We start from the raw sequence: 21690 nt of genomic DNA on the forward strand, positions 1-21690 counted from the left end.
TCCCATCACGGGCGGTGCTCCTCAATCGCTTCTTTGAAGGCAGGCAGGCTGCGTTCGACCATGTCGTCGTTCGCTGTCAGGGAGATCCGGAAGAAGCCCGGTGTTTCGAACAGCACGCCCGGAAATACGAAGACATCCCGGCGGGCAAGGGACTCGGTAAATGCCTCGTCGTCCGGAACGGGGGAGGGAACGTAGAGGTAAAAGCTCCCCTCCGGCGGCTGGACTCGGTATCCCATTCCGCCCAGCGCGTCCACGAGCCGGTCCCGGCGCCGCTGCAGCTGGCTGACGTCGATGGAGAACTTCTCAAGTTCGGGAAGCGCGTGCTGCAGCAGGGCGTTCGGATACACCCAGCCCATCGCCACCTGCAGGCCTGTGATGGCCGGGCGCATCGCGTCCCGGTGCGGCATGGCGGGCGGCAGCGCGAGATAGCCCACCCGCTGGCCCGGGGAGAGATGGGTCTTGCCATAGGAGTAGGCCAGAAGCGTATGCGGATAGAACTCCGCCGGGCTGTGGAAGCGCAGGCCGTCAAACACGATCCGGTTGTAGGCTTCGTCCGAGACAAGATAGATCCGCCGGCCAATTCTTGCCGAAGCCGCCTCCAGCAGATCCGCCAACCGGGCAAGCAGTTCCGGGGGATAGATCCTGCCCGTGGGATTGTTGGGCGAATTAACGATCACCACCCTGGTCCGCTCCGTGATGGCCGCCTGGATCGCATCGAGATCCAGGTCGAAGGTGGTGGTGTCCACCGTGACCTTGACCGGTACCAGCCCGGCTTCGAGGATCAGCGGCTCGTAGAGGAACCAGGGCGGCAGGCTGTAGATGACCTCATCACCCGGATCAGCCACGGTTTTCAGCGCCAGGGCGATGGCGGCGAACCCTCCGGTGGTGAGGTAGATATCCTCGGTCCGGAAGGGAACGTCCAACAGCCGCTGGAGGGATTCCGCGGCGGCCTCCCGGGCTGCCTCACCGTTGGTCTGGTATGCGAACCACTGATCGTTCTTCGGGGTCAGGGCGTCTCGAAGCGTATTGACGTATCGGTCGGGCGGCATCTGGTGGGGATTGCCGAAAGTGAAATCACAGACATCTGACTGGCCCTTCCGGCGCAGGCTGGCGTCCGTGATGTAGGCGTCCACCCGCTGGAAAGACCGGATCGAAGCCAGCCGTGCGGCGCGGTGAGATACCGCTTCCGTGGCCCGGGATGTGGTTGCCGGATCTGTCATGCCAGCGCTCCTCTCAGTGCCGGCCGGGATGGGACGGCAGCCGGATGGGCAGCACGCTGCTGAGCCAGGGCTGTTAGTGGGACCCATTCTGTTCCCGGCACCGGCGGAAGTAAAGGTCGGGTGCAAAGGTGCGTGCCGCCGTCGTACATGCCCGGACGGGCGGCGCCCATAAACCCTCACGACGCACAAAATCCCTGGCGCTATGGATATATCCAGGCGCCAGGGAATGTGTGTCGATTGTGAACCAGCGGAGTCGGGAAGTGCCTACTCTTCGATCTCGATATGCGTCGGATCAAGGACGCGGCGCAGGAATTCCTTGGTGCGCGGCTGCGTGGGGGCGCCGATGACCTGCTCGGCCATGCCTTCCTCCACCACAACGCCGCCGTCCATGAATACCACGCGGTCCGCCACTTCGCGGGCGAAGCCCATCTCGTGCGTGACCACCAGCATGGTCATGCCCTCCTTGGCCAGGTTCCGCATGACGGACAGGACATCGCCCACCGTCTCGGGGTCCAGGGCGGACGTGGGCTCGTCGAAGAGCATCAGCTCGGGGTCCATGCTCAGCGCGCGGGCGATCGCCACGCGCTGCTGCTGCCCGCCGGAGAGCTGGTCCGGGAAGCGGTCTGCGAGGTGGCCCAGACCCACACGCTCAAGGTTGTGCATGGACACCTTGTCCGCCTCGGCCTGGGACCGTTTCAGGACTTTGGTCTGGGCGATGGAGCAGTTGCGCTTCGCGTCCAGGTGCGGGAACAGGTTGAACTGCTGGAACACCATGCCCACCTTGCGGCGCATCTTGTCGATGTCCACGTCGGGGTCGGTGGCTTCGAACCCGCCAACCTGGATGCTGCCCTGGTTGGGCTGTTCCAGCAGGTTGACGCAGCGCAGCAGGGTGGATTTGCCGGAGCCGGAGGGCCCGATCAGGCACACCACCTCGCCCGGAGCCACGTCCAGGCTGATGCCCTTGAGGACCTCGTTGGATCCGTAGGACTTACGCAGGTCCTTGATTTCCACGCCGGCGGCGTGGATGGTGCCGGTTCCGCCGGAGGAGCGTACGACGTCGTTCATTGTCTTCCCTGCCTATCGCTTGGTCCGCGCGGAGCGGCTTTCGAACTTCCGGGCCAGGAGGCTCAGGGGGATGGTGATGACCAGGTAGAAGGCGCCCGCCACCAGGAGCGGCGTCAGGCCGGCGCCCAGGCTGGAGATGCCGTCGCGGCCGAACTTTGTGAGCTCGTACTGTGAGGCGGTCAGGCCCAGGACGTAGATCAGAGAGGAGTCCTTGGTCAGCAGGATGATCTCGTTGGTCAGCGGCGGCAGGACGATCTTGAACGCCTGCGGGATCACGATGGTCACCATGGCCCGCCACTGCGGCATGCCGAGCGAGCGGGCCGCCTCGAGCTGGCCTTTAGGGACAGCCTGCAGGCCGGCGCGGAGGGTTTCGGCGATATATGCCGAGGCCACCATACCCAGCGAGATCATCACGATGACGGTGACGTTCCACGAGACGCCGAAGGCCAGCGGAACGCCGTAGCCGAAGGCGATGAAGACCAGCAGGGCGGGGATGCCGCGGAAGAATTCGATGTAGCCGGTAGCGATCCAGCGGTACAGCGGAAAGCTGGAGAGCTTCATCAGGGCCAGCAGCAGGCCGCCGGAAAGGCCCACAATGAAGCCCAGGAACGTGTAGACCAGGGTGTTGACCAGGCCGGTGACGAAGATGCCCGGGAACATGGGCCCGATCTTGGCGAAGTTGAAGACACTGTTGCCGATGGTCTCCCAGTCGGTGGCCAGGGTCAGCGCGGCGACGGCCACAATAAAGATTCCGGCCTGGACATACAGGCTTACTCTGGCGCGCTGACGTGCGGTCATTGCCATGAATTGCTCACATTCGTTATGCGTGGCAGAGGCCCCGGACGGAAGCGGTACAGCTTATCCGGGGCCCCTGCTGCGTGGTTCTCAGGGCTGGAAAGGGTCCGGGGCTGCTGAAGCCCCGTATCCCCGCTCTGGTTTACTTGGCGGCTTCGCCGAACCAGGTGGTCTTGAACTTCTCCAGCGAACCGTCGTCGTTCAGGCGCTTGAGCGTGCCGTTGACCTTCTCGGCCATGGCGGTGTTGCCCTTCTTGATGGAGATGCCCAGCTGCTCGCCGGTGGCGAACTCCTCAACGCTCTTGAACTTGGGGTCGTCCTTGATGGCGTAGCCGAGTACGGACTGGTTGCCCAGTGCGGCGTCGATGGTGCCGGCCTGGAGCGCCTGGACCAGGAGGCCGGTGTCCTCGAACTGCTGGGCGTCGATGCCCTGTTCCTGCGCGTAGTCGGCGCCGGTGGTGGCCTGCTGGACGCCCACCTTCTTGCCCTTGGCGTCGTCCAGGCTGCTGATGCCCGACTCTTCGCTGGCAACGAGGGCGAGGTCGTCATCGAGGTAGGGGGTGGAGAAGTCCATGACGGCCTTGCGGGTGTCCGTGATGGAGATCGAGGAGATGCCCAGGTCGCACTGGGTCAGCGCGGTGCCGGTCTCGATGGCTTCGAAGGAGCTGTCCACGATGCTGAGCTCCGCGCCCAGGTCCTTGGCGACCTCCTTGGCGATGTCCACGTCGAAGCCGACCGTCTGGCCGTCCTTCTCGAACTCGAAGGGCTCGTAAGGGATGTCCGAGCAGACGGTGAGCTTGCCTGCGTTGATCAGCTGGATGCCACCTTCCGAGGCGGCGGGGGTGGAGCTGCCGCCGCACGCCGTGAGGGTGAGGGCGCCAACGGCGAAGAGTGCTGCTGCCTTGGCGGTCATTTTGGCCGTGGCCAGGGACTTGAGCTGCATAATTCTTACCTTTTGTTGCAGGGGTATGCGGTACTAAATCGGTTCATAGTGTAGCGCCGATTATGAGATGTGCATCACAGGAAACTTAGTTTCACTATTGGATAACTAAATCACATAAGAAATCAACCCGGCTGACTGCCCGGCTGTCTCCTATTCCGGACTCTTACCCAACTAAGTAGCAGTAACTGCCGTTTTCACCCTCCAAAACGACACTTCCTGCTACTCAGTTGGGCCAAGCGGGGGGATCAGCTCCGGATACCCAAGGCTTCGAGCATCGGGCGGAACTTGGCCCAGGTTTCAGCCAGCTCGGCCTCGGGCTGCGAGCCGTCCACTATTCCGCATCCGGCATACAAGCGCACGGTATCCGGAGCTTCGATCACAGCGCCGCGCAAGGCGATGCCCCATTCACCGTTTCCGGCAGCGTCCAGCCAGCCCACGGGCCCGGCGTACGGGCCGCGGTCCAGGTGTTCGAGTTTCCGGATCAGGGCACCGGCAACCTGCGTGGGCGTTCCGCAAACGGCGGCAGTAGGGTGCAGCGCATTGATCAGCGCGAGGCAGGTGGGCACGTGGCCTTCCACCTCGGTGAGCTCTGCCTTGACGTCCGAGGCCAGGTGCCAGACATTCGGCAGTTCGAGGATGAAGGGCTCGTCGTGCGCGTTCATTGCCTCGGAGAACGGCGCCAGCTGCGTGGTGAGCGACTGGATCGCGATCTCGTGCTCGTGCCTTTGCTTCTCGGATCCGGCCAGCACGCGCGTGGCGTAGTCCATCGGGATGCCGTCCTCGCCGTGGGCATCGCGGCGGTCAAGTGTTCCGGCCAGCACGCGCGCCTGCGCGGTCCGGCCCTCCACCTGGATCAGCATTTCCGGGGTGGCTCCCACCAAACCGTCAACGCCGTAGGTCCAGCATTCGCGGTACCGCACGGCGAGTTCGCGCAGCACCTTCGCGGCATTCACGCCGGTGGGGACGGTAGCCACAACGTCCCGCGCCAGCACCAGCTTTTCCAGCGCCCCGGTCCGGATTTCCGCCACCCCCGCTTCAACGGCCGCCATCCAGGCTTCCTCGCTGAGGGATCCCGTGTGCAGCGTGGCGCCGGCAGCCAGGGGGAGAGGGCGTACGACGGCGCCGCCCGCCCCGGCGGGAACCTCACCGTGGTCAGGGTTCCCGGCGGAGTCCGCTGCCGCCGCCGGCCGCCCGCCGCTCAGCCAGCGGTCCAGCGCGGCGAGGGCACCCTCTTCGGTGAGGTCGCCGTCGTCGAACGTCAGCTGGGTAAGCCAGACCTGGCCGTCCCGCACGCCCACTACGATCTCCGGCACGATCAGGCGGGATTCGTGGGCGGAGGTCTTGGAGAAGGCGAAGGAGCCGAAGGCCACCGGGCCCGTGCCAGGCAGCTCCACGGAATCGGTGATCTCGGCTTCGATGACGAGGTGCCGCCACCAGATGTCGGCTTCCAGGAAGCGCTCCGGGCCCGTGGCCGTGAACCGCGCGATCTCGCCAAAGCCCGCAAGCCCGGCCTCCCGCCGCGTCCAGCAGAGAACATCGTCCCGGACCAAGAACGAAGGCAGCCCGCCGGGGAATGCTTTTCCATCCAGGGGGATTGTCAAGGTGCGGAAGGTGCTCGTCATGATTGCCTCAACGCTACCCGAAAGTACTTAAAGGTACTTGCGAAACCGCGTACCTTGGACGCGGTCCGCTCCCGTGCCCTCTTTCACCGGCGGGGCGTACCCTTCAGCTATGGACGCGGAAGTCCGCAGGCTCACGCTCAGCACCGGTATCACCGTCCCATGCCTGATCCAGGGCGATCCCACGGCCAGGCCGCTGCTCCTCCTGCATGCCTGGGGTGAATCGCGCAGGTCCTTTGACCGCCTGGTCCCGCTGCTGCCTTGGTTCCGCATCGCCGCTCCGGACCTCCGCGGACAGGGTGAGGCCGACAAGCCACGCCACGGCTACTCCCTGCGTGACCAGGCCGGGGACGTGGCGGCCATCCTCGATGCCTTGGGGCTGGAATCGGCAGCCGTGCTCGGCTCTTCGAGCGGCGGTTATGTGGCCCAGCAGTTGGCTTTGGGCCAGCCGGGACGCGTGGATGCGCTGGTACTTGTGGGCTCGCCCCTCAGCCTTGCCGGCCGCCCGCCGTTCGCGGACGACGTCGATGCCCTGGCGGATCCGATGGACGAGGCGTGGGTGCGGCAGTCGCTCGAGTGGTTCCCCCTGCACCGGTCCGTCCCGCAGTGGTTCTTTGAGGACCGCGTCCGAGACGGCATGATGATGCCGGCGTACGTCTGGAAGGACGCGCTGCGAGGCCTCTACGAAGCCATCCCGCCCACCGAAGCAGGAACGATCAACGTGCCCGCGCTGATCCTGTACGGCGGGCAGGACACACTGCTGTCCCGGACGGACCAGACAGAGCTGGCGGCACGCATCCCGGGCGCGGAACTGAAGATCTACCCGGACGCCGGCCACCTGGTCCTGTGGGAGTGCCCTGACCTGGTGGCGGAGGATGTTAGGGCATTCCTGCGGCAGCCGTGAGTCAAACGCCCGGTGGTCCGGACGCTGCCGAACATTTGAGACAATGACATGGTGAACCGAGCATCCTTGGATAAGCGTCCGGACGAAGTAGCCACGATGTTTGACGACGTCGCACCGAAATACGACGTCGTCAATGATGTCCTCTCGATGGGGCAGACCCGCCGCTGGCGCAAGGTTGTGGTGGAAGCCATGGAAGTCTCCAAGGGCCAGCGGGTGTTGGACCTGGCCGCCGGCACCGGCACCTCCAGCGAGCCATATGCCGATGCAGGCATAGATGTGGTGGCCTGCGACTTTTCCCTCGGGATGCTCAAGGTCGGCAAGCGCCGCCGCCCCGATATCGACTTCATCGCCGGCGACGCCACCAACCTGCCGTTCGCGGACAACACGTTTGACGCCACCACCATTTCCTTCGGCCTGCGGAACGTCAACGAGCCCAAGAAGGCGCTGCAGGAGATGCTCCGCGTCACCAAGCCCGGCGGCCGCCTGGTCATTGCCGAGTTCTCCCAGCCCGTGGTGCCGCTCTGGCGCACCATGTACACCGAATACCTCATGCGCGCCCTGCCAGCCATCGCCGTCAAGGTCGCCTCCAACCCGGACGCCTACGTCTACCTGGCCGAGTCCATCCGCGCCTGGCCGGACCAGGACCACCTGGCCTCATGGCTGCAGGAAACGGGCTGGGAAAACGTCACCTACCGCAACCTCACCGGCGGCATCGTGGCGGTGCACCGTGCGTTCAAGGCTCCGGAGTCAACGCCCGACGGCGGGGCTGCCGCCATCGCTGCGCGCAAAGGCCCGGTGGCCAAGCTGCGCCGCAACATCACCCGCTGACCTGTGAGGGTACTGATTGTCGGCGCGGGTCCGGCTGGATCCACTGCCGCGTACTACCTCGCCAAGGCGGGCATCGAGGTCACGGTGCTGGAAAAGACCAGCTTCCCCCGGGAAAAGGTCTGCGGTGACGGGCTCACGCCCCGCGCCGTCCGTGAGATCCAGAAGCTCGGCCTGCCGCACCCGGAAAACGACGGCTGGCGCCGCAACAAGGGCCTGCGCCTGATTGCCGGGGGCCGCACCATCGAACTGCCCTGGCCCGAGGTCTCCGACTTCCCGCAGTACGGCCTGATCCGAACGCGCCTGGGCTTCGACGAGGAACTGGCCCGGCACGCCCAGGCAGCCGGAGCCACCATCCTTGAGAGGCACAGCGTTACCGACGCCCTCTCCAACGGAAGCGGCCGCGTGACCGGCGTCCGCGCAGCGCTCTTGGACGAGTCCGGACGCAAGACGGGGGAGACGCGCGAGTTCAGCGCCGACGTCGTCCTCGCCGCGGACGGCAACTCCACGCGCACCGCCGTGTCCCTCGGCATCCAGAAGCGCGACGACCGTCCCCTCGGCGTGGCTGTACGCACCTACTTCACCAGCCCGCGCACCGACGACGACTGGATGGAAGGCTGGCTGGAGCTCCCCGGACGCGACGGCAAGCTGCTGCCCGGCTACGGCTGGGTGTTCGGCGTGGGCGACGGCACCTCCAATGTGGGCCTGGGCATCCTGAACTCCTCCAAGGAATTCGGCAAGCTCGACTACAAGCAGGTCCTGCGTGAATGGACCGCCGGCATGCCCGCGGACTGGGGCTTCACGCCCGAAAACCAGGTAGGCGAAATCCGCGGCGCCGCCCTGCCCATGGGCTTCAACCGCACCCCGCACTATTCACCCGGCCTGCTCCTCCTGGGCGACGCCGGCGGCATGGTCTCCCCGTTCAACGGCGAAGGCATCTCCTACGCGATGGAGTCCGCGCGCTTCGCCGCCGAATTCATCATCGATGCCTCCTCGCGCTCGGCTTCTTCGGGCGGAATGTACGACGCCGACGCGCACCTTGGCAGGTACGCGGACTATGTGCGCCAGCAGTGGGGATCGCACTTCACCCTGGGCCGCGCGTTCGCCGCGCTGATCGGCAAGCCCGCCGTCATGAAGCTCGCGCTGCGTACGGGCATGCCCATCCCGGTGCTGATGCGGTTTGTGGTGCGGCTTCTGGCCAACCTCACCGACCCGTCGGCGAAGGGCGTCGAGGACCGGATGATCCGTGTCCTGGAATCGCTGGTTCCGGCCACATCCACTACCCCGTCTGCTTCGAACCAGCGGTATCCGCAACAAAAAGTTAGGGTTAACCCGTGACCAACCCCGCAGACCACAGCTGGACCCACGCCGGACACGGCATGACGGCCGCTGAACCTTCGCTCAACACCAGCGCCATCGCCACCGGCCTCCAGCTGCCCGCGGGTTTTGCCGCCATTGCCGAGGACGCTGAACTGGGCCCGGCCATCACCAACAACCTGGCCAAGGTGGAGAAGAAGCTCCGCGAAGCCATCGCCAACTCGGATCCCCTGGCTGACGCAACGTCGCGTCACCTGGTGGAAGCCGGCGGCAAGCGGATCCGGCCGCTGCTCACCCTGCTCTGCGCCCACCTCGGCGACGCATCCCTGCCCGCAGTGGTGCAGGCCGCCGTCGTTGTTGAACTGACGCACCTGGCAACCCTGTACCACGACGACGTGATGGACTCCGCCCCGTTCCGCCGTGGCGCCCCCACGGCCCACGAAGTGTGGGGAAACTCCGTAGCCGTCCTCACCGGCGACCTCATCTTTGCCCGCGCCTCCATCCTGGTGTCCGAGCTCGGCTCCCGGGCGCTGGGCATCCAGGCCCGCACCTTCGAGCGCCTGTGCCTGGGCCAGCTGCACGAAACCGTCGGCCCGCGCCCGGACGAGGATCCGGTGGCGCACTACCTCTCCGTGATCGCCGACAAGACCGGATCGCTGGTGGCCGCTTCCGGCCAGCTGGGCGCCATCTTCGCCGGGGCTGATCCCGAATTCGAGAATGTGCTGGTGGAGTACGGCGAGAAGGTGGGGGTTGCCTTCCAGCTCGCGGACGACGTCATTGACGTCACCGGCGTTAAGGTGAAGTCCGGCAAATCGCCGGGGACCGACCTGCGCGAAGGGGTGCCCACCCTGCCGGTGCTGCTCCTGCGAAAGGCTGCCGCGGACGGCGACCAGTCCGCCGTCGAACTTCTCCGGCTGATCGACGGTGACCTGACCTCCGATGAGGCATTGGCCGAGGCTGTTGCCGGCCTGCGCGAGCACCCCGTGACTGCAGAATCCTGGGTGGTTGCGCGCCGCTGGGCCAATGAAGCGATTGCCGCGTTGGCCCCGCTGCCCGAAGGCGTGGTCAAGGATTCGCTGTCCAACTTCGCCCTGGCCGTGGTGGACCGCGCCAGCTAGCTTTCTTTGGATATGTCGAAGCCCGGCTCCCCCCAGGCGCCGGGCTTCTCCATGTGCGGCGCCGCCGTCCCGTTCGCCGGGGCGCCTGTTAAACGGGATAGCCCCGGTCCGCAACAACAATACGAGTCATATGTTGCTGTGAACCGGGGCTATCTCTCCGTTCGCATCAGACCCGCCGGAGGCGTTTAGCGGATCCGGAAACAGTCTATGACAGGTTTGTCACAAGAAGCAAGCCCCTTGTTACTGTCCGTGTCAAAAACTTTTCGCCGCTGGATCTGGAGCCCTCGTGGGGCACTTTGAAGGCCTATTGCGGGATTTGGCGGCAAAGTCGCGGCGTGTCCGCGTCGAAGTGCCCCGGGACGGACCGGTTGTCCACATGAGGGCGCTTCGCACTGCTCCTGGTATGAGCTTCGCGCCACTGTGAATTCATGGACATCGAAACCTTTCTCCGGCGCCGGGGCGGCGCTGCCCGGACCGCCCGTCTCCTGAAAGCCGGCTACTCACGAACACGGCTGGACAAGGCACTGGATGCCCGGCAAATTGTCCGGGTCCGGCGGGGTGTTTACAGCCTGCCGGACGAAGCCGGAGCTCTCGGGTTGGCGCTGCAGCACAATGCACTACTGACTTGCCTGTCCGGCGCGCCCCTCTACCAGCTGTGGACGATGCAGGAGGCAGACAAGGTCCATCTGAGTCCGGGCCACAAAAAGACGGTGCCCGGAACGTTGACCCACGGCCGCATACTCCATCCTGTGCACCCCTGGCTGCCTGTCGCAGGTTTGGCCGACGTCCTGATCCATGCCTTGCACTGCCTGCCCGAGGTCGAGGCCTTGGTTATGGTTCAAAGCGCGGCACAGCGGGGAGACATCACCCTCGACTTCCTGCGCCGCAAGCTTCCCGGAAACCGTAATGCCCGCGCCCGCTCAGTTCTGGATTATGTGATCCCACGGGCGGACTCTATTTTGGAGGTACTGGCCAACTACCACTTCAGCCGGGCGGGGCTCCATGTCCGGAGGCATGTCCAGATTCCAGAAGTGGGCGAGGTGGATTTCCTGGTTGAGGAATGCCTGGTTGTGGAGACCGACGGCGCCACGCACCTGGAGCCCAACCAGGTCAAAAAGGACAGGACGCGCAACAATGCCACGGTGATCGGCGGCCGCCTCTGCCTCCGGTTCGGCTATGCCGACGTCGTCCATCACCCGGAGCGGATGGTGGCCCAAGTGTTGGCGGTGCTCGATCAGAGCCGGCGGGGAGCTTTTAGCGGCCGCTGAGTACCGCCGTCGTGGGGCATTTTGGGCGCTGCAAGCCGAGGAACAGGCTCGATACCCCGCGTGTCCGTGTCAAAGTGCCCCAGGAAGGCCGGAGGCCCGAAGCAGAGGAGCCCTAGTCCTCTTCGTCGTCCTCGAAGGCCCATTCGAACATGTCGAACACGAACTCGGAGAAGGTGCCTTCTTCGGACTTCCACTGGCCGCGGGCGTTGTTGCGGCGGTACACGATGGGGTCCGGGATGCCGAGGTCGCCCACCCGGAAGCCCCAGGTGAACTGCTCTTCCTCGTCCTCGAGGAACATGAGGAAACCTTCGTCGTCCACCTCGAGCTCTTCGGGGTCCCAGAAGTAGTGGTAGGCCTCCATGAGGTCCTCGCAGCCACCCAGGGCGAGGTAGAACTCGCGGAGGACCAAGGGGATCTGGAACTGGTGCTCGGCCAGGGCCTTGTCCAGCTCCTCTTCGGACAGCCCGTCCTCTTCCTGCCATTCATCCTCGAGATACTTCGGAACAAGCGAGCGGAACTTCTCGAGGAACATGTCAGTCATGCTCATATCCTAGCTAATTGCGGACCCTCGCTTCGCCGCCGTCAGGGCCCGGCCGGTGCCACCCCTGGACCGCCAGCGGCACGTACCAGGACCGGCGCCACGCCACCACCCGGAAGGCAAAAACAACAGCCGCAACCAGGCACGCAGTGACGGCATTGAATGAACCCGTCACCCACAGCACGGAGGTCAGGGTTGCCCCGCTGAAGGCCGGCAGCGCATACAGATCCCCGGCATCAAACAGCTGCGGCACCTCGTTGGCAGTGATATCGCGCAGCAGCCCGCCGCCCACCGCAGTTGTGACGCCCAAGAGGACTGCTGCAAGCGGGTTCATTCCCAACGAAATCGCCTTCAGGGTGCCGGTGATGCAGAACAGTGCCAGCCCGCCCGCGTCGAACAGGACCAAAAGCGAGGTGAAACGCTGGACGCTGGAGTACAGGAAATACACCAGCACCGTTGCCAGCAGCGGCGGCACCAGGTAGGCCGGGTTGGTGAAGGCGGCCGGAACGGTGTTGAGGATAATGTCGCGGATTACGCCCCCGCCCAGGGACACCAACGAGGCCAACAGGAGCGAGCCCAGGATGTCGAACCGCTTCCGCGCCGCCAGCAGGGATCCCGAGACGGCAAAGAAAAAGATACCGGCCAGGTCCAGCCATACCAGGGCGATGTCAAAAGGGAATGTCATGGAGCGTCCCGGCAATTCAAAGAGGGCGGACAGGGCGGCTCCAACGTTACGCTAGCCCCTATGAACAGCCCCATCATGATCGCCTGCGCCCATGGGACGTCCAACACACAGGGAGCCGCCGAGGTCAACGCCCTGCGCGACGGCATCGCCGCCCTCCGCCCCGGCCTCGACGTCCGGGAAGCGTACGTGGACGTCCAGCAGCCCGACCTGGTGGACGTGGTGGCGGGCCTGCCGGAGGGGGAGTCCGCCGTCGTGGTGCCGCTGCTGCTGAGCGTGGGCTACCACGTGAAGGTGGACATCGCGCGGGCAGTCAAGAGCCGCCCGGGCAGCGCGGCGGCCGCACCGCTGGGCCCGGATCCCCGCCTGGCGGCACTGCTTGACCAGCGGCTGCGCGAAGCCGGGGTAACGGATAACGACGTGATCGTGCTGGCCGCTGCGGGTTCGTCCAACCCCAACGCCGCGCTCAGCGTGGAGGAGCTATTGGGCCAGCTGCAGGAGCTGCGGTCCAACCGGATGGTGGCCGCCTATGGTGCCTCCGCCAAGCCTTCCGTGCCCGACGCCGTCGCGATGCTTCGGGAGGAACTGGAAGGCGGTGCCGGCGCGGGGGAGTCCGCGGGAGCGGTCGACGTCGGCGGGCGCGTCGTGATTGCCTCATACCTCCTGGCGCCGGGCTTCTTCCACGACCAGCTCGCCAAGGCGGGCGCCGACCTCATCACCGAGCCGCTGCTGCCGTCTCCGGTGCTCGCCGAGATTGCGCTCGAACGGTACGACGCCGCCGTCGCGAAGGCCCGGGAAGCTGCCGCAGCAGCGCCGGCTGCGCAGCCGGCGAAACCGAAGGGTAAGGGCCCGGCGGAAGCCGCCGCGGACCGCCCGTCCGATGCACAGCAGGAAGGCTTCTTCAAGGCGGTCCGGCGTTTCGTGACGAAATATTTCCCTAGGTGACTTAGCGTTTCCGGGCCTTTGTGACGCAATTCGGGCGGGACCTACAGTCGATGCATGACTGATACAGCTCTAGCCGGAGCGTCCGCGGACTCCGCTGCCCCTAAGCGCCCCGCCCGCCCTGCCCGTCCCGCTGCAAAGCCGCACGGGCAGTGGAAAGTGGACGGCAAGACGCCCCTTAACGCCAACGAAACCTGGAAACAGGAAGACGACGGCCTTAACGTGCGCGAGCGTATCGAAACCATCTACGCCAAGGAAGGCTTCGACGCCATCCCGGGCCAGGACCTGCACGGCCGGTTCCGCTGGTGGGGCCTGTACACCCAGCGCAAGCAGGGGATCGACGGCGGCAAGACCGCAACCCTTGAGCCGCACGAGCTCGAAGACAAGTACTTCATGCTCCGCGTGAGGATCGACGGCGGCGCGCTCACCACCGAGCAGCTGCGCGTCATCGGCCAGATCTCCGTGGACTTCGCAAGGGACTCCGCCGACCTCACCGACCGCCAGAACATCCAGCTGCACTGGATCCGCGTGGAGGACATCCCCGAAATCTGGAACCGCCTGGAAGGTGTTGGCCTGTCCACCACCGAGGCCTGCGGCGACGTTCCCCGCGTGATCCTCGGCTCGCCCGTGGCCGGCATCGCCAAGGACGAGATCATCGACCCCACCCCGCTGATCGCCGAGCTGGGGGAGCGGTTCATCGGCAACCCGCTGCTGTCCAACCTGCCCCGCAAGTACAAGACCGCCATCACCGGACACCCCAGCCAGGACGTGGTCCACGAGATCAACGACTTCGCCCTGGTAGGTGTGCGCCACCCCGAGCTGGGCATCGGCTACGACCTCTGGGCAGGGGGCGCGCTGTCCACCAACCCGATGCTCGGCAAGCGCCTTGGCGCGTTTGTGACGCCGGAGCAGGCAGCGGACGTGTGGCTCGGCGTCACCAGCATCTTCCGCGACTACGGCTACCGCCGCATGCGCACCAAGGCCCGCCTGAAGTTCCTGATGGCCGACTGGGGACCGGAGAAGTTCCGCCAGATCCTGGAGGACGAATACCTGGGCTACAAGCTGGCCGACGGCCCCGCCGCGCCCAAGCCCACCACCCCCGGCGACCATGTGGGCGTGCACGAGCAGAAGGACGGCAAGTTCTTCATCGGCGCCACGCCGGTGGCCGGCCGCCTGTCAGGGGCCGCCCTGGTCAAGCTCGCGGACACCCTGGAAGCCCGCGGCTCCTACCGCCTGCGCACCACCCCGCACCAGAAGCTCGTTGTCCTGGACGTCGAGAAGGACCACGTGGAGCCCTTGGTGGCCGAGCTCGACGCGCTGGGCCTGTCCGCCCGCCCGTCCGTGTTCCGCCGCGGCACCATCGCCTGCACCGGCATCGAGTACTGCAAGCTGGCCATCGTGGAGACCAAGCACACCGCCGCCACAGCCGTTGCCGAACTTGAGCGCCGCCTGGCCGACCTCGCCGAATCCGGCGAGCTGCCGCACGCGCTGTCCCTGCACATCAACGGCTGCCCCAACTCCTGCGCCCGCATCCAGACCGCGGACATCGGGCTTAAGGGCATGATGCTTCCCACGCCCGACGGCGACCCCTCCCCGGGCTTCCAGGTCCACCTGGGCGGCGGGCTGGCTTCCAGCAGCCGCGAAGAGGCCGGCCTGGGACGCACCGTCCGTGGCCTGAAGGTGTACGTGGACGACCTGCCCGACTACGTTGAGCGCGTTGTCCGCACCTTCGTTGCCCAGCGCGCCGAGGGCCAGACCTTCGCCGAATGGGCCCACGCAGCAGACGAGGAGGCACTCCAGTAATGAGCAAGCACGCACTCGGAGTAGACCCTGTGGTTGAGCCGGCTGAGGCAAAGGCGACGGTGGTTGAGCTTGTCGAAACCAAGGCTGCCGAAACCCCCAAGCTCCGCTCGAAGGAAGAGCTGAAGGCCCTCGCCGAAGCCGGCGCCGCCGAGCTCGGCTGGGACGCCCCCGCCCGCGACGTCATCGCCTGGGTGGAGCGCAACTTCGACCTGCCCGCCGTCGCCGTCGCCTGCTCCATGGCCGACGCCGTCCTGCCGGCCCTGGTCGCGGACCAGATGCCCGGCGTCGACGTCCTGTTCCTTGAGACCGGCTACCACTTCCCGGAAACCTACGCCACGCGTGACGAGGTAGCCGCAAATCTCCGCGTCAACGTGGTGGACGTGCTCCCCGAGAACACGGTGGAGCAGCAGGACCGCCTCCTGGGCAAGGACCTCTTCGCCCGTGACGCCGCCCAGTGCTGCGCCCTCCGCAAGGTGGCCCCGCTGCGCCGCACCCTGTCCGGCTACGAACTCTGGTTCACCGGCGTCCGCCGCGACGAGGCACCCACCCGCACCAACACCCCGCTGGTCACCTGGGACGAGGCCAACGGCCTGGTCAAGGTGAACCCGGTGGCCGCGTGGACCTTCGACCAGCTGGTCCAGTACTCGGACGACAACCTCCTGCCCGTCAACCCGCTGCTTTCCCAGGGTTACCCCTCCATTGGCTGCCAGCCCTGCACCCGGAAGGTGGCGCCGGGCGACGACCCCCGCGCCGGCCGCTGGGCAGGGACCGACAAGACAGAATGCGGACTACACGTATGAGCACTTCCCTAACCGAGGAGACCACCCAGGTGACTGAAGCCGCCGTTTCCACGCGCCTCTCCAGCCTGGACACCCTTGAGTCCGAGGCCATCCACATCATCCGCGAGGTTGTTGCCGAGTTCGAGAAGCCCGCGCTGCTGTTCTCCGGCGGCAAGGACTCCGTGGTGATGCTGCACCTGGCCACCAAGGCATTCTGGCCCGGCAAGGTCCCGTTCCCCGTGCTGCACGTGGACACCGGCCACAACTTCCCGGAGGTCATCGACTTCCGCGACCGCACCGTGGAGCGCCTGGGCCTGAAGCTCGTGGTCGGCTCCGTGCAGGAGTTCATCGACCGCGGCGAGCTCGCCGAGCGTGCCGACGGCACCCGCAACCCGCTGCAGACCGTCCCGCTGCTGGACGCCATCCAGCAGAACAAGTTCGACGCCGTGTTCGGCGGCGGCCGCCGCGACGAGGACAAGGCCCGCGCCAAGGAGCGCATCCTGAGCCTGCGCGACGAGTTCGGCCAGTGGGACCCGCGCAACCAGCGCCCCGAGCTGTGGAACCTCTACAACGGCCGCCACACCGTGGGCCAGCACGTCCGTGCGTTCCCCATCAGCAACTGGACCGAGCTGGACATCTGGCGCTACATCGAGCGCGAGAACATCGAGCTGCCCGGCCTGTACTACGCCCACGAGCGCGAGGTTTTCGCCCGCGACGGCATGTGGCGCGCAGTGGGCGAGGTGTCCCAGCCCCTGCCCCACGAGGAAGTCATCACCAAGACCGTCCGCTACCGCACCGTGGGCGACATGTCCTGCACCGGCGCCGTCGAGTCCGACGCCTACACGGTGGCCGACGTCGTCGTTGAAGTTGCTGCCTCCACCCTCACCGAACGTGGCGCCACCCGTGCAGATGACCGCATCTCCGAGGCAGCCATGGAAGACCGCAAGAAGGACGGGTATTTCTAATGAGCACGATTTCCGAGATTTCGACAGGCTCACTCACCGAAGGCCTGCCCACTACGCTCTTCCGTTTCGCCACCGCAGGATCGGTCGACGACGGCAAGTCCACTTTGGTGGGCCGCCTCCTTCACGATTCCAAGGCAATCCTGGCTGACACGCTCGACGCCGTTGCCCGCACCTCCGCGGACCGCGGCTTCGGCGGCGAAAAGGGCGGCATCGACCTGGCGCTGCTGACCGACGGCCTGCGTGCCGAGCGCGAACAGGGCATTACCATCGACGTGGCCTACCGCTACTTCGCCACCGACCGCCGCAGCTTCATCCTGGCCGACTGCCCCGGGCACGTCCAGTACACCAAGAACACGGTGACGGGCGCGTCCACTGCGGATGCCGTCGTCGTACTCATCGACGCCCGCAAGGGTGTGCTGGAACAGACCCGCCGGCACCTGTCCGTGCTGCAGCTGCTGCGTGTGGCGCACGTGATCGTGGCCGTGAACAAGATCGACCTGGTGGACTTCAGCGAGTCCGTGTTCCGCGAGATCGAAGCCGACGTGCAGCAGGTGGGCCGCGAGCTGGGCCTCGGCTCCGACGGCATCTCCGACCTGCTGGTTGTGCCCGTTTCCGCGCTCGACGGCGACAACGTGGTGGAGCGCTCGGAGCGGACCCCCTGGTACACCGGCCCGGCCCTGCTTGAGGTGCTCGAGACCCTGCCCGCCGCCGACGAGCTGGAAAGCCACCTTGAGAGCTTCCGCTTCCCGGTGCAGCTGGTCATCCGTCCACAGGGCGCGCTGGCTCCCGATGCCGTGGCCGCCGGCCTGGATGTGGAGGCCTACCGCGACTACCGCGCGTACGCCGGCCAGATCACCGAAGGCTCCGTCAAGGTGGGCGACAAGGTCTCCGTGCTGACGCCCGGCCAGGACCCGCGCACCACAACTGTTGTTGGCATCGATTTCGCCGGCGCCTCGCTGGAGGAAGCCGCCGCCCCGCAGTCCGTCGCGATCCGCCTGGCGGAGGAGTTCGACGTCGCCCGCGGTGACACCATTGCTGCTGCCGGCACCGTCCGGGAAGCGTCAGCCGACCTTTACGCGGCGCTGTGCTGGCTGTCCCCGAAGCCGCTCCGCGAGGGCCAGAAGGTGCTGGTGAAGCACGGCACCCGCACCGTGCAGGCACTGGTCCGCAACGTGTCCGGCAAGCTGGACCTCGCGTCCTTCAAGCTGGAGCCCGCCTCGAACCTGGAACTGAACGACATCGGCCACGCGCAGCTCCGGCTCGCCGCGCCGCTGCCGCTCGAGAACTACCTGCACCACCGCCGCACCGGCGCGTTCCTGGTGATCGACCCGCTGGACGGCAACACGCTGGCCGCAGGCCTGGTCAAGGACCACCCGGGCGACCACGAGGACGAGCGCTACAGCATCTGATTTTCGCCGAGTTCGCCGGAATGCAACGAGGTCGCCGCAAAATTGCGGCGGCCTCGTTGCATTCCGGCGATTTCGCGGTTTAAGGGGACTGGCTTACTGGCGGGCCTCAAGCATCGACTTGAGCTTCTGCAGGTCCTTCCGGGTCTCGCGGCCGATCATCGGGGCCATGACCAGCCCGGCGAGTTTGGAGGAACCCGAGGGCTTGCCGGTGTTGCCCAGCGTCATCCGGGTTCCGCCGCCTTCGTCGGTCCAGGTGTAGGTGGTCTGCATGGGGAACGGACCCTGGGCGGTGCGCATCACCAGCTTTTCGCCGGGAACGTATTCCACAAACTCATAGGTGTAGTTCAGCTCCCGGCCCAGGAACTTTGCGGTGAACGCCACCTTGGAACCTGTACCTGTTGGGCCGTCAGTCAGCCGCTGGGATTTATGGATATTGACGTACCACTTCGGCGCGTTGTCCGGGTTGGCCGCATACGCCGCCACCTCCGCGCGCGGGCGGTTGATGAGGATCTCGGTTTGGACGTTCACCATGTTTGCGTCTCCTTCAGGGGGTACCGGGTTTAGCCTAGGACTTACGTTAGTCCTCGGCGGTGCAGTGGGAGACGGAGCATGGAAACCATCAACAACAAGCTTCTCAACTGGGCGTCCATCCTGGATGACCAGACCCGGAAACAGGCCGTGATGACGGCAGAGTTGCCGTTTATCTACCCGCACCTGGCGCTCATGCCGGACGCGCACCTGGGCAAGGGCGCTACCGTGGGTTCTGTCATCCCAACCCTGCGGGCGATTATTCCCGCCGCGGTGGGAGTTGATATCGGCTGCGGCATGATCGCGGTCCGGACGCAGTACACGCTGAAGGACCTGCCGGCGGACAGGAAGCGGATCCGGGAGGACATCGAACGGGTCATTCCGCTGTCCGCTGGCCATAACAACAAGAAGATCCTGCCCACCGCCGAACCCCGGATCGCCGAACTGAAGGCGCTGGCCTCAAAAGCGGGGTTCGATCCCGCCCAATACGTGGCCAAATGGGAACTGCAGCTGGGATCCCTGGGCTCGGGCAACCACTTCATCGAAGTCTGCGCGGATGAGAACGACAACGTCTGGCTCTTCCTGCACTCCGGCTCGCGGGGCATCGGCAACAAAATTGCCCAGCACCACATTGGCGTCGCCCGGCATGTCGCGCGGAAGGACCAGGTTTACCTCCCCGACCCGGACCTCGCCTATCTCGACGAGGGGACGCCGCAGTTCGACCGGTATATCGCCGAGCTGCGGTGGGCCCAGCACTTCGCGCTGCTGAACCGCGAGGAAATGATGGACCGGGTGAGCGCCCAGTTCAGCCGCTGGGTGGGCGGGCCGGTGCAGGAACGCGAACGGATCAACTGCCACCACAACTTCACCCAGCAGGAGACGCACTACGGCAAGTCCTTGTGGGTGTCGCGAAAGGGCGCCATCAAAGCCGAGCGCGGCGATCCCGGACTGATCCCCGGGTCCATGGGGACGGCGTCGTATGTTGTGGAAGGGCTCGGCAACCCGGAGTCTCTGAACTCCTCGCCGCACGGGGCGGGCCGGGAGTACTCACGCAACGCGGCCCGAAAGACTTTTTCGCTCGAGGAGCTGAAGCGGGCCATGCGCGGGATTGAGTTCCGTGCGTCGGAGGCATTCATCGACGAAATTCCCGCCGCGTACAAACCGATCGACCAGGTGATGCAGGACGCCGCAGACCTGGTGAAGGTCCGGCACAAGCTGCGGCAGCTAGTCAACGTCAAGGGCAACTAGCTGGACCCGGATGCGGCCTCGCCGGTTTTCGAAGAGAAGGACCCATAACGGGTGAGGTAAAGGGACATCCCCACAAAGGCGGCCACGCCCAGGAGCGGTCCCGCCCAGAGGGCGGCCGGCGTGCCACGAAGGAGTACCGCGGCGGCCCCGAAGATGCTCCCGATAACGCCCGCGCCCGGGCCGGCCCCAGCAAACCTGCCGCGGATGTCCCGGCTCAGTTGGCGGTGTCTGCTGCCGTACAGGACGGCGACGAGAATCAAAGCGGCACCCGTAATCACCGGCCACGGCCATGTTGCCGTTGCCACCACTCCCACGGTCAGCCCTAGCATGCCGGCCAGGACCAGCCAATAGTTCCTTACGGTGGCAGTAACAGCAGTCTTCATCAGCATCCCCCAGGTGACGTCATACCCGCCGGCAGGCTACAAATCTATCTAAAGCCTGCGGAAACAAAGCGCACTCACACCGCCGAATGTGACGCTAGATGAACCTGCGTGACCCCCCGTTTAGGCTTCATTGAACGGGTTTATGTCACTCCCTATGGTGAAACAATGACTAGTTCCAAGCCCGGGATGACCCGCATCGTGGCAGGCGAAAGCGCAGCACCCAAGCGCAAGCGTGCCATCGAGGCTGCCCTGGCCGTCGGGCTGGTCCTCCTGATTGTGGTGGGAGCTGTTGTGGCCTCCACTGTTTCCCGTAACACTGAGGCCCAGGCCGTGACCCCCACCCCTGCCGCGGAGCTCAAATTGGGGTACTTCGGCAACGTCACGCATGCCCCGGCCCTGGTGGGCGTCAAAGAGGGCTTCCTGGCCGAATCGCTGGGAAACACGACCCTCAGCACCGAGACATTCAACGCCGGTCCTGCTGCCATCGAGGCGCTGAACGCCGGCGCCATCGACGCCGCATACATCGGCCCCAACCCGGCCATCAACTCGTTCGTGAAGAGCCAGGGCGAGTCCGTGAAGGTCATTGCCGGCGCTGCCGCGGGCGGTGCCCAACTGGTGGTTAAGCCTGACATCAATTCCGCCGCAGACCTTAAGGGCAAGACCATCGCGTCCCCGCAACTGGGCGGAACCCAGGACGTTGCCCTGCGCGCGTGGCTGGCGAACCAGGGCTACAAGACCAACGTTGACGGCAGCGGCGACGTCGCCATCAACCCCACCGAAAACGCCCAGTCCCTGAAGCTTTTCCAGGACGGAAAGCTCGACGGCGCCTGGTTGCCTGAGCCGTGGGCGTCCCGGCTGGTGCTCCAGGCCGGAGCCAAGGTTCTGGTGGACGAAAAGGACCTGTGGGACGGAACCGGTACGGGCAAGCCCGGCGAATTCCCCACCACCATCCTGATCGTGAACCAGAAATTCGCCGCCGAACACCCCGAGACGGTCAAGGCGCTCCTGGCAGGCCACGCCAAGTCGATCGCCTGGCTCAACGAGGCACCCGCGGACCAGAAGGCCGGCGTCATCAACTCCGCCCTGCAGGAATCCGCCGGCGCATCCCTGGCCCCGGATGTGCTGGAACGTTCACTGGCCAACATCACCTTCACCCTTGACCCGCTGGCCGGAGGCTACCCGCGCCTGCTTCACGACGGCGTCGAGGCGGGCACCACCAAGCAGGCCGACATCAACGGCCTCTTCGACCTCCGCGCACTCAACGAGGTCAACGCGGCTGCAGGCAGCACCACCAAGATTTCAGCAGCCGGCCTCGGCCAGGACTGATCCATCCCACTAC

Annotated in this window: 21 protein-coding genes; 12 read left to right on the forward strand and 9 right to left on the reverse strand. The window is 65.8% G+C overall.

Annotation, left to right across the window (positions count from 1 at the left end; all coding sequences use genetic code 11):
- Positions 1-5: 5 nt before the first annotated feature.
- The 5 genes from AC5RWA_RS02930 to AC5RWA_RS02950 all read right to left on the reverse strand — a co-directional run bounded on the left by AC5RWA_RS02930 (position 6) and on the right by AC5RWA_RS02950 (position 5645).
- A complete protein-coding gene (locus AC5RWA_RS02930) occupies positions 6-1220 on the reverse strand; it encodes an aminotransferase class I/II-fold pyridoxal phosphate-dependent enzyme (RefSeq protein WP_494056501.1) in 1215 nt (404 codons plus the stop codon).
- Positions 1221-1484: 264 nt separating this feature from the next.
- Positions 1485-2285 carry an amino acid ABC transporter ATP-binding protein gene (locus tag AC5RWA_RS02935; RefSeq protein ID WP_494056502.1) on the reverse strand — a complete coding sequence of 267 codons (801 nt, stop codon included), beginning with the start codon at positions 2283-2285 and terminating at the stop codon, positions 1485-1487.
- 12 nt (positions 2286-2297) lie between these two features.
- Complete coding sequence (locus tag AC5RWA_RS02940; protein WP_494056503.1) at positions 2298-3089, reverse strand: amino acid ABC transporter permease; 792 nt, start codon at positions 3087-3089, stop codon at positions 2298-2300.
- A gap of 133 nt (positions 3090-3222) precedes the next feature.
- On the reverse strand, positions 3223-4023 hold the full coding sequence (locus tag AC5RWA_RS02945; protein WP_494056504.1) for an ABC transporter substrate-binding protein: 801 nt from the start codon (positions 4021-4023) through the stop codon (positions 3223-3225).
- Positions 4024-4268: 245 nt separating this feature from the next.
- Positions 4269-5645: an isochorismate synthase gene (locus tag AC5RWA_RS02950; RefSeq protein ID WP_494056505.1), complete on the reverse strand. Its 1377-nt coding sequence runs from the start codon at positions 5643-5645 to the stop codon at positions 4269-4271.
- Between the two features lie 109 nt (positions 5646-5754).
- Between AC5RWA_RS02950 and AC5RWA_RS02955 the strand changes: the two genes are divergently transcribed.
- The 5 genes from AC5RWA_RS02955 (at position 5755) to AC5RWA_RS02975 (ending at position 11074) form a co-directional block, all read left to right on the forward strand.
- The gene (locus AC5RWA_RS02955) at positions 5755-6546 is read left to right on the forward strand and encodes an alpha/beta fold hydrolase (RefSeq protein ID WP_494056506.1); all 792 of its coding nucleotides are present in this window, start codon (positions 5755-5757) and stop codon (positions 6544-6546) included.
- Between the two features lie 51 nt (positions 6547-6597).
- A complete protein-coding gene (locus AC5RWA_RS02960) occupies positions 6598-7374 on the forward strand; it encodes a demethylmenaquinone methyltransferase (RefSeq protein WP_258868660.1) in 777 nt (258 codons plus the stop codon).
- 3 nt (positions 7375-7377) lie between these two features.
- The gene (locus tag AC5RWA_RS02965) at positions 7378-8709 is read left to right on the forward strand and encodes a geranylgeranyl reductase family protein (RefSeq protein ID WP_494056507.1); all 1332 of its coding nucleotides are present in this window, start codon (positions 7378-7380) and stop codon (positions 8707-8709) included.
- Positions 8706-9806: a polyprenyl synthetase family protein gene (locus AC5RWA_RS02970; protein WP_115526353.1), complete on the forward strand. Its 1101-nt coding sequence runs from the start codon at positions 8706-8708 to the stop codon at positions 9804-9806. Before AC5RWA_RS02965 ends, AC5RWA_RS02970 begins: the two co-directional genes overlap by 4 nt.
- Before the next feature lie 428 nt (positions 9807-10234).
- On the forward strand, positions 10235-11074 hold the full coding sequence (locus AC5RWA_RS02975) for a type IV toxin-antitoxin system AbiEi family antitoxin domain-containing protein (RefSeq protein ID WP_494056508.1): 840 nt from the start codon (positions 10235-10237) through the stop codon (positions 11072-11074).
- A 112-nt stretch (positions 11075-11186) separates the two neighbouring features.
- Here the strand turns inward: AC5RWA_RS02975 and AC5RWA_RS02980 are convergent, their stop codons facing one another.
- Complete coding sequence (locus AC5RWA_RS02980) at positions 11187-11615, reverse strand: hypothetical protein (RefSeq protein WP_079596531.1); 429 nt, start codon at positions 11613-11615, stop codon at positions 11187-11189.
- Between the two features lie 13 nt (positions 11616-11628).
- Positions 11629-12297: a trimeric intracellular cation channel family protein gene (locus AC5RWA_RS02985; protein WP_079596532.1), complete on the reverse strand. Its 669-nt coding sequence runs from the start codon at positions 12295-12297 to the stop codon at positions 11629-11631.
- Positions 12298-12357: 60 nt separating this feature from the next.
- On the opposite strand from AC5RWA_RS02985, the gene AC5RWA_RS02990 reads away from it, so the two are divergent.
- Genes AC5RWA_RS02990 through AC5RWA_RS03010 form a run of 5 tightly spaced genes read left to right on the forward strand, consistent with a single transcriptional unit; the run spans position 12358 to position 18192 of the window.
- Positions 12358-13239, forward strand: coding sequence for a sirohydrochlorin chelatase (locus AC5RWA_RS02990; protein WP_494056509.1), 882 nt, complete (start codon positions 12358-12360; stop codon positions 13237-13239).
- 54 nt (positions 13240-13293) lie between these two features.
- Positions 13294-15039 carry a nitrite/sulfite reductase gene (locus AC5RWA_RS02995; protein WP_079596534.1) on the forward strand — a complete coding sequence of 582 codons (1746 nt, stop codon included), beginning with the start codon at positions 13294-13296 and terminating at the stop codon, positions 15037-15039.
- Positions 15039-15839, forward strand: a complete 801-nt coding sequence (locus tag AC5RWA_RS03000) for a phosphoadenylyl-sulfate reductase (protein WP_494056510.1) — start codon at positions 15039-15041, stop codon at positions 15837-15839. Before AC5RWA_RS02995 ends, AC5RWA_RS03000 begins: the two co-directional genes overlap by 1 nt.
- The gene (gene cysD, locus AC5RWA_RS03005; RefSeq protein ID WP_115526347.1) at positions 15836-16783 is read left to right on the forward strand and encodes a sulfate adenylyltransferase subunit CysD; all 948 of its coding nucleotides are present in this window, start codon (positions 15836-15838) and stop codon (positions 16781-16783) included. The genes AC5RWA_RS03000 and cysD overlap by 4 nt, the downstream gene beginning before the upstream one ends.
- Positions 16783-18192: a sulfate adenylyltransferase subunit 1 gene (locus AC5RWA_RS03010; RefSeq protein WP_494056511.1), complete on the forward strand. Its 1410-nt coding sequence runs from the start codon at positions 16783-16785 to the stop codon at positions 18190-18192. Before cysD ends, AC5RWA_RS03010 begins: the two co-directional genes overlap by 1 nt.
- A gap of 93 nt (positions 18193-18285) precedes the next feature.
- Here AC5RWA_RS03010 and AC5RWA_RS03015 read toward each other — a convergent pair whose 3' ends face one another.
- Positions 18286-18723 carry an SRPBCC family protein gene (locus tag AC5RWA_RS03015; RefSeq protein WP_494056512.1) on the reverse strand — a complete coding sequence of 146 codons (438 nt, stop codon included), beginning with the start codon at positions 18721-18723 and terminating at the stop codon, positions 18286-18288.
- A 78-nt stretch (positions 18724-18801) separates the two neighbouring features.
- Here AC5RWA_RS03015 and AC5RWA_RS03020 point away from each other — a divergent pair, with 78 nt between their 5' ends.
- The gene (locus AC5RWA_RS03020; protein WP_494056513.1) at positions 18802-19968 is read left to right on the forward strand and encodes an RtcB family protein; all 1167 of its coding nucleotides are present in this window, start codon (positions 18802-18804) and stop codon (positions 19966-19968) included.
- Here AC5RWA_RS03020 and AC5RWA_RS03025 read toward each other — a convergent pair.
- A complete protein-coding gene (locus AC5RWA_RS03025; RefSeq protein ID WP_494056514.1) occupies positions 19965-20351 on the reverse strand; it encodes a hypothetical protein in 387 nt (128 codons plus the stop codon). The genes AC5RWA_RS03020 and AC5RWA_RS03025 overlap by 4 nt on opposite strands.
- Before the next feature lie 186 nt (positions 20352-20537).
- On the opposite strand from AC5RWA_RS03025, the gene AC5RWA_RS03030 reads away from it, so the two are divergent.
- On the forward strand, positions 20538-21677 hold the full coding sequence (locus tag AC5RWA_RS03030) for an ABC transporter substrate-binding protein (RefSeq protein ID WP_494056698.1): 1140 nt from the start codon (positions 20538-20540) through the stop codon (positions 21675-21677).
- The last annotated feature ends 13 nt before the right edge of the window (positions 21678-21690 follow it).

The organism is Arthrobacter sp. 210 2 (genome assembly GCF_059093025.1).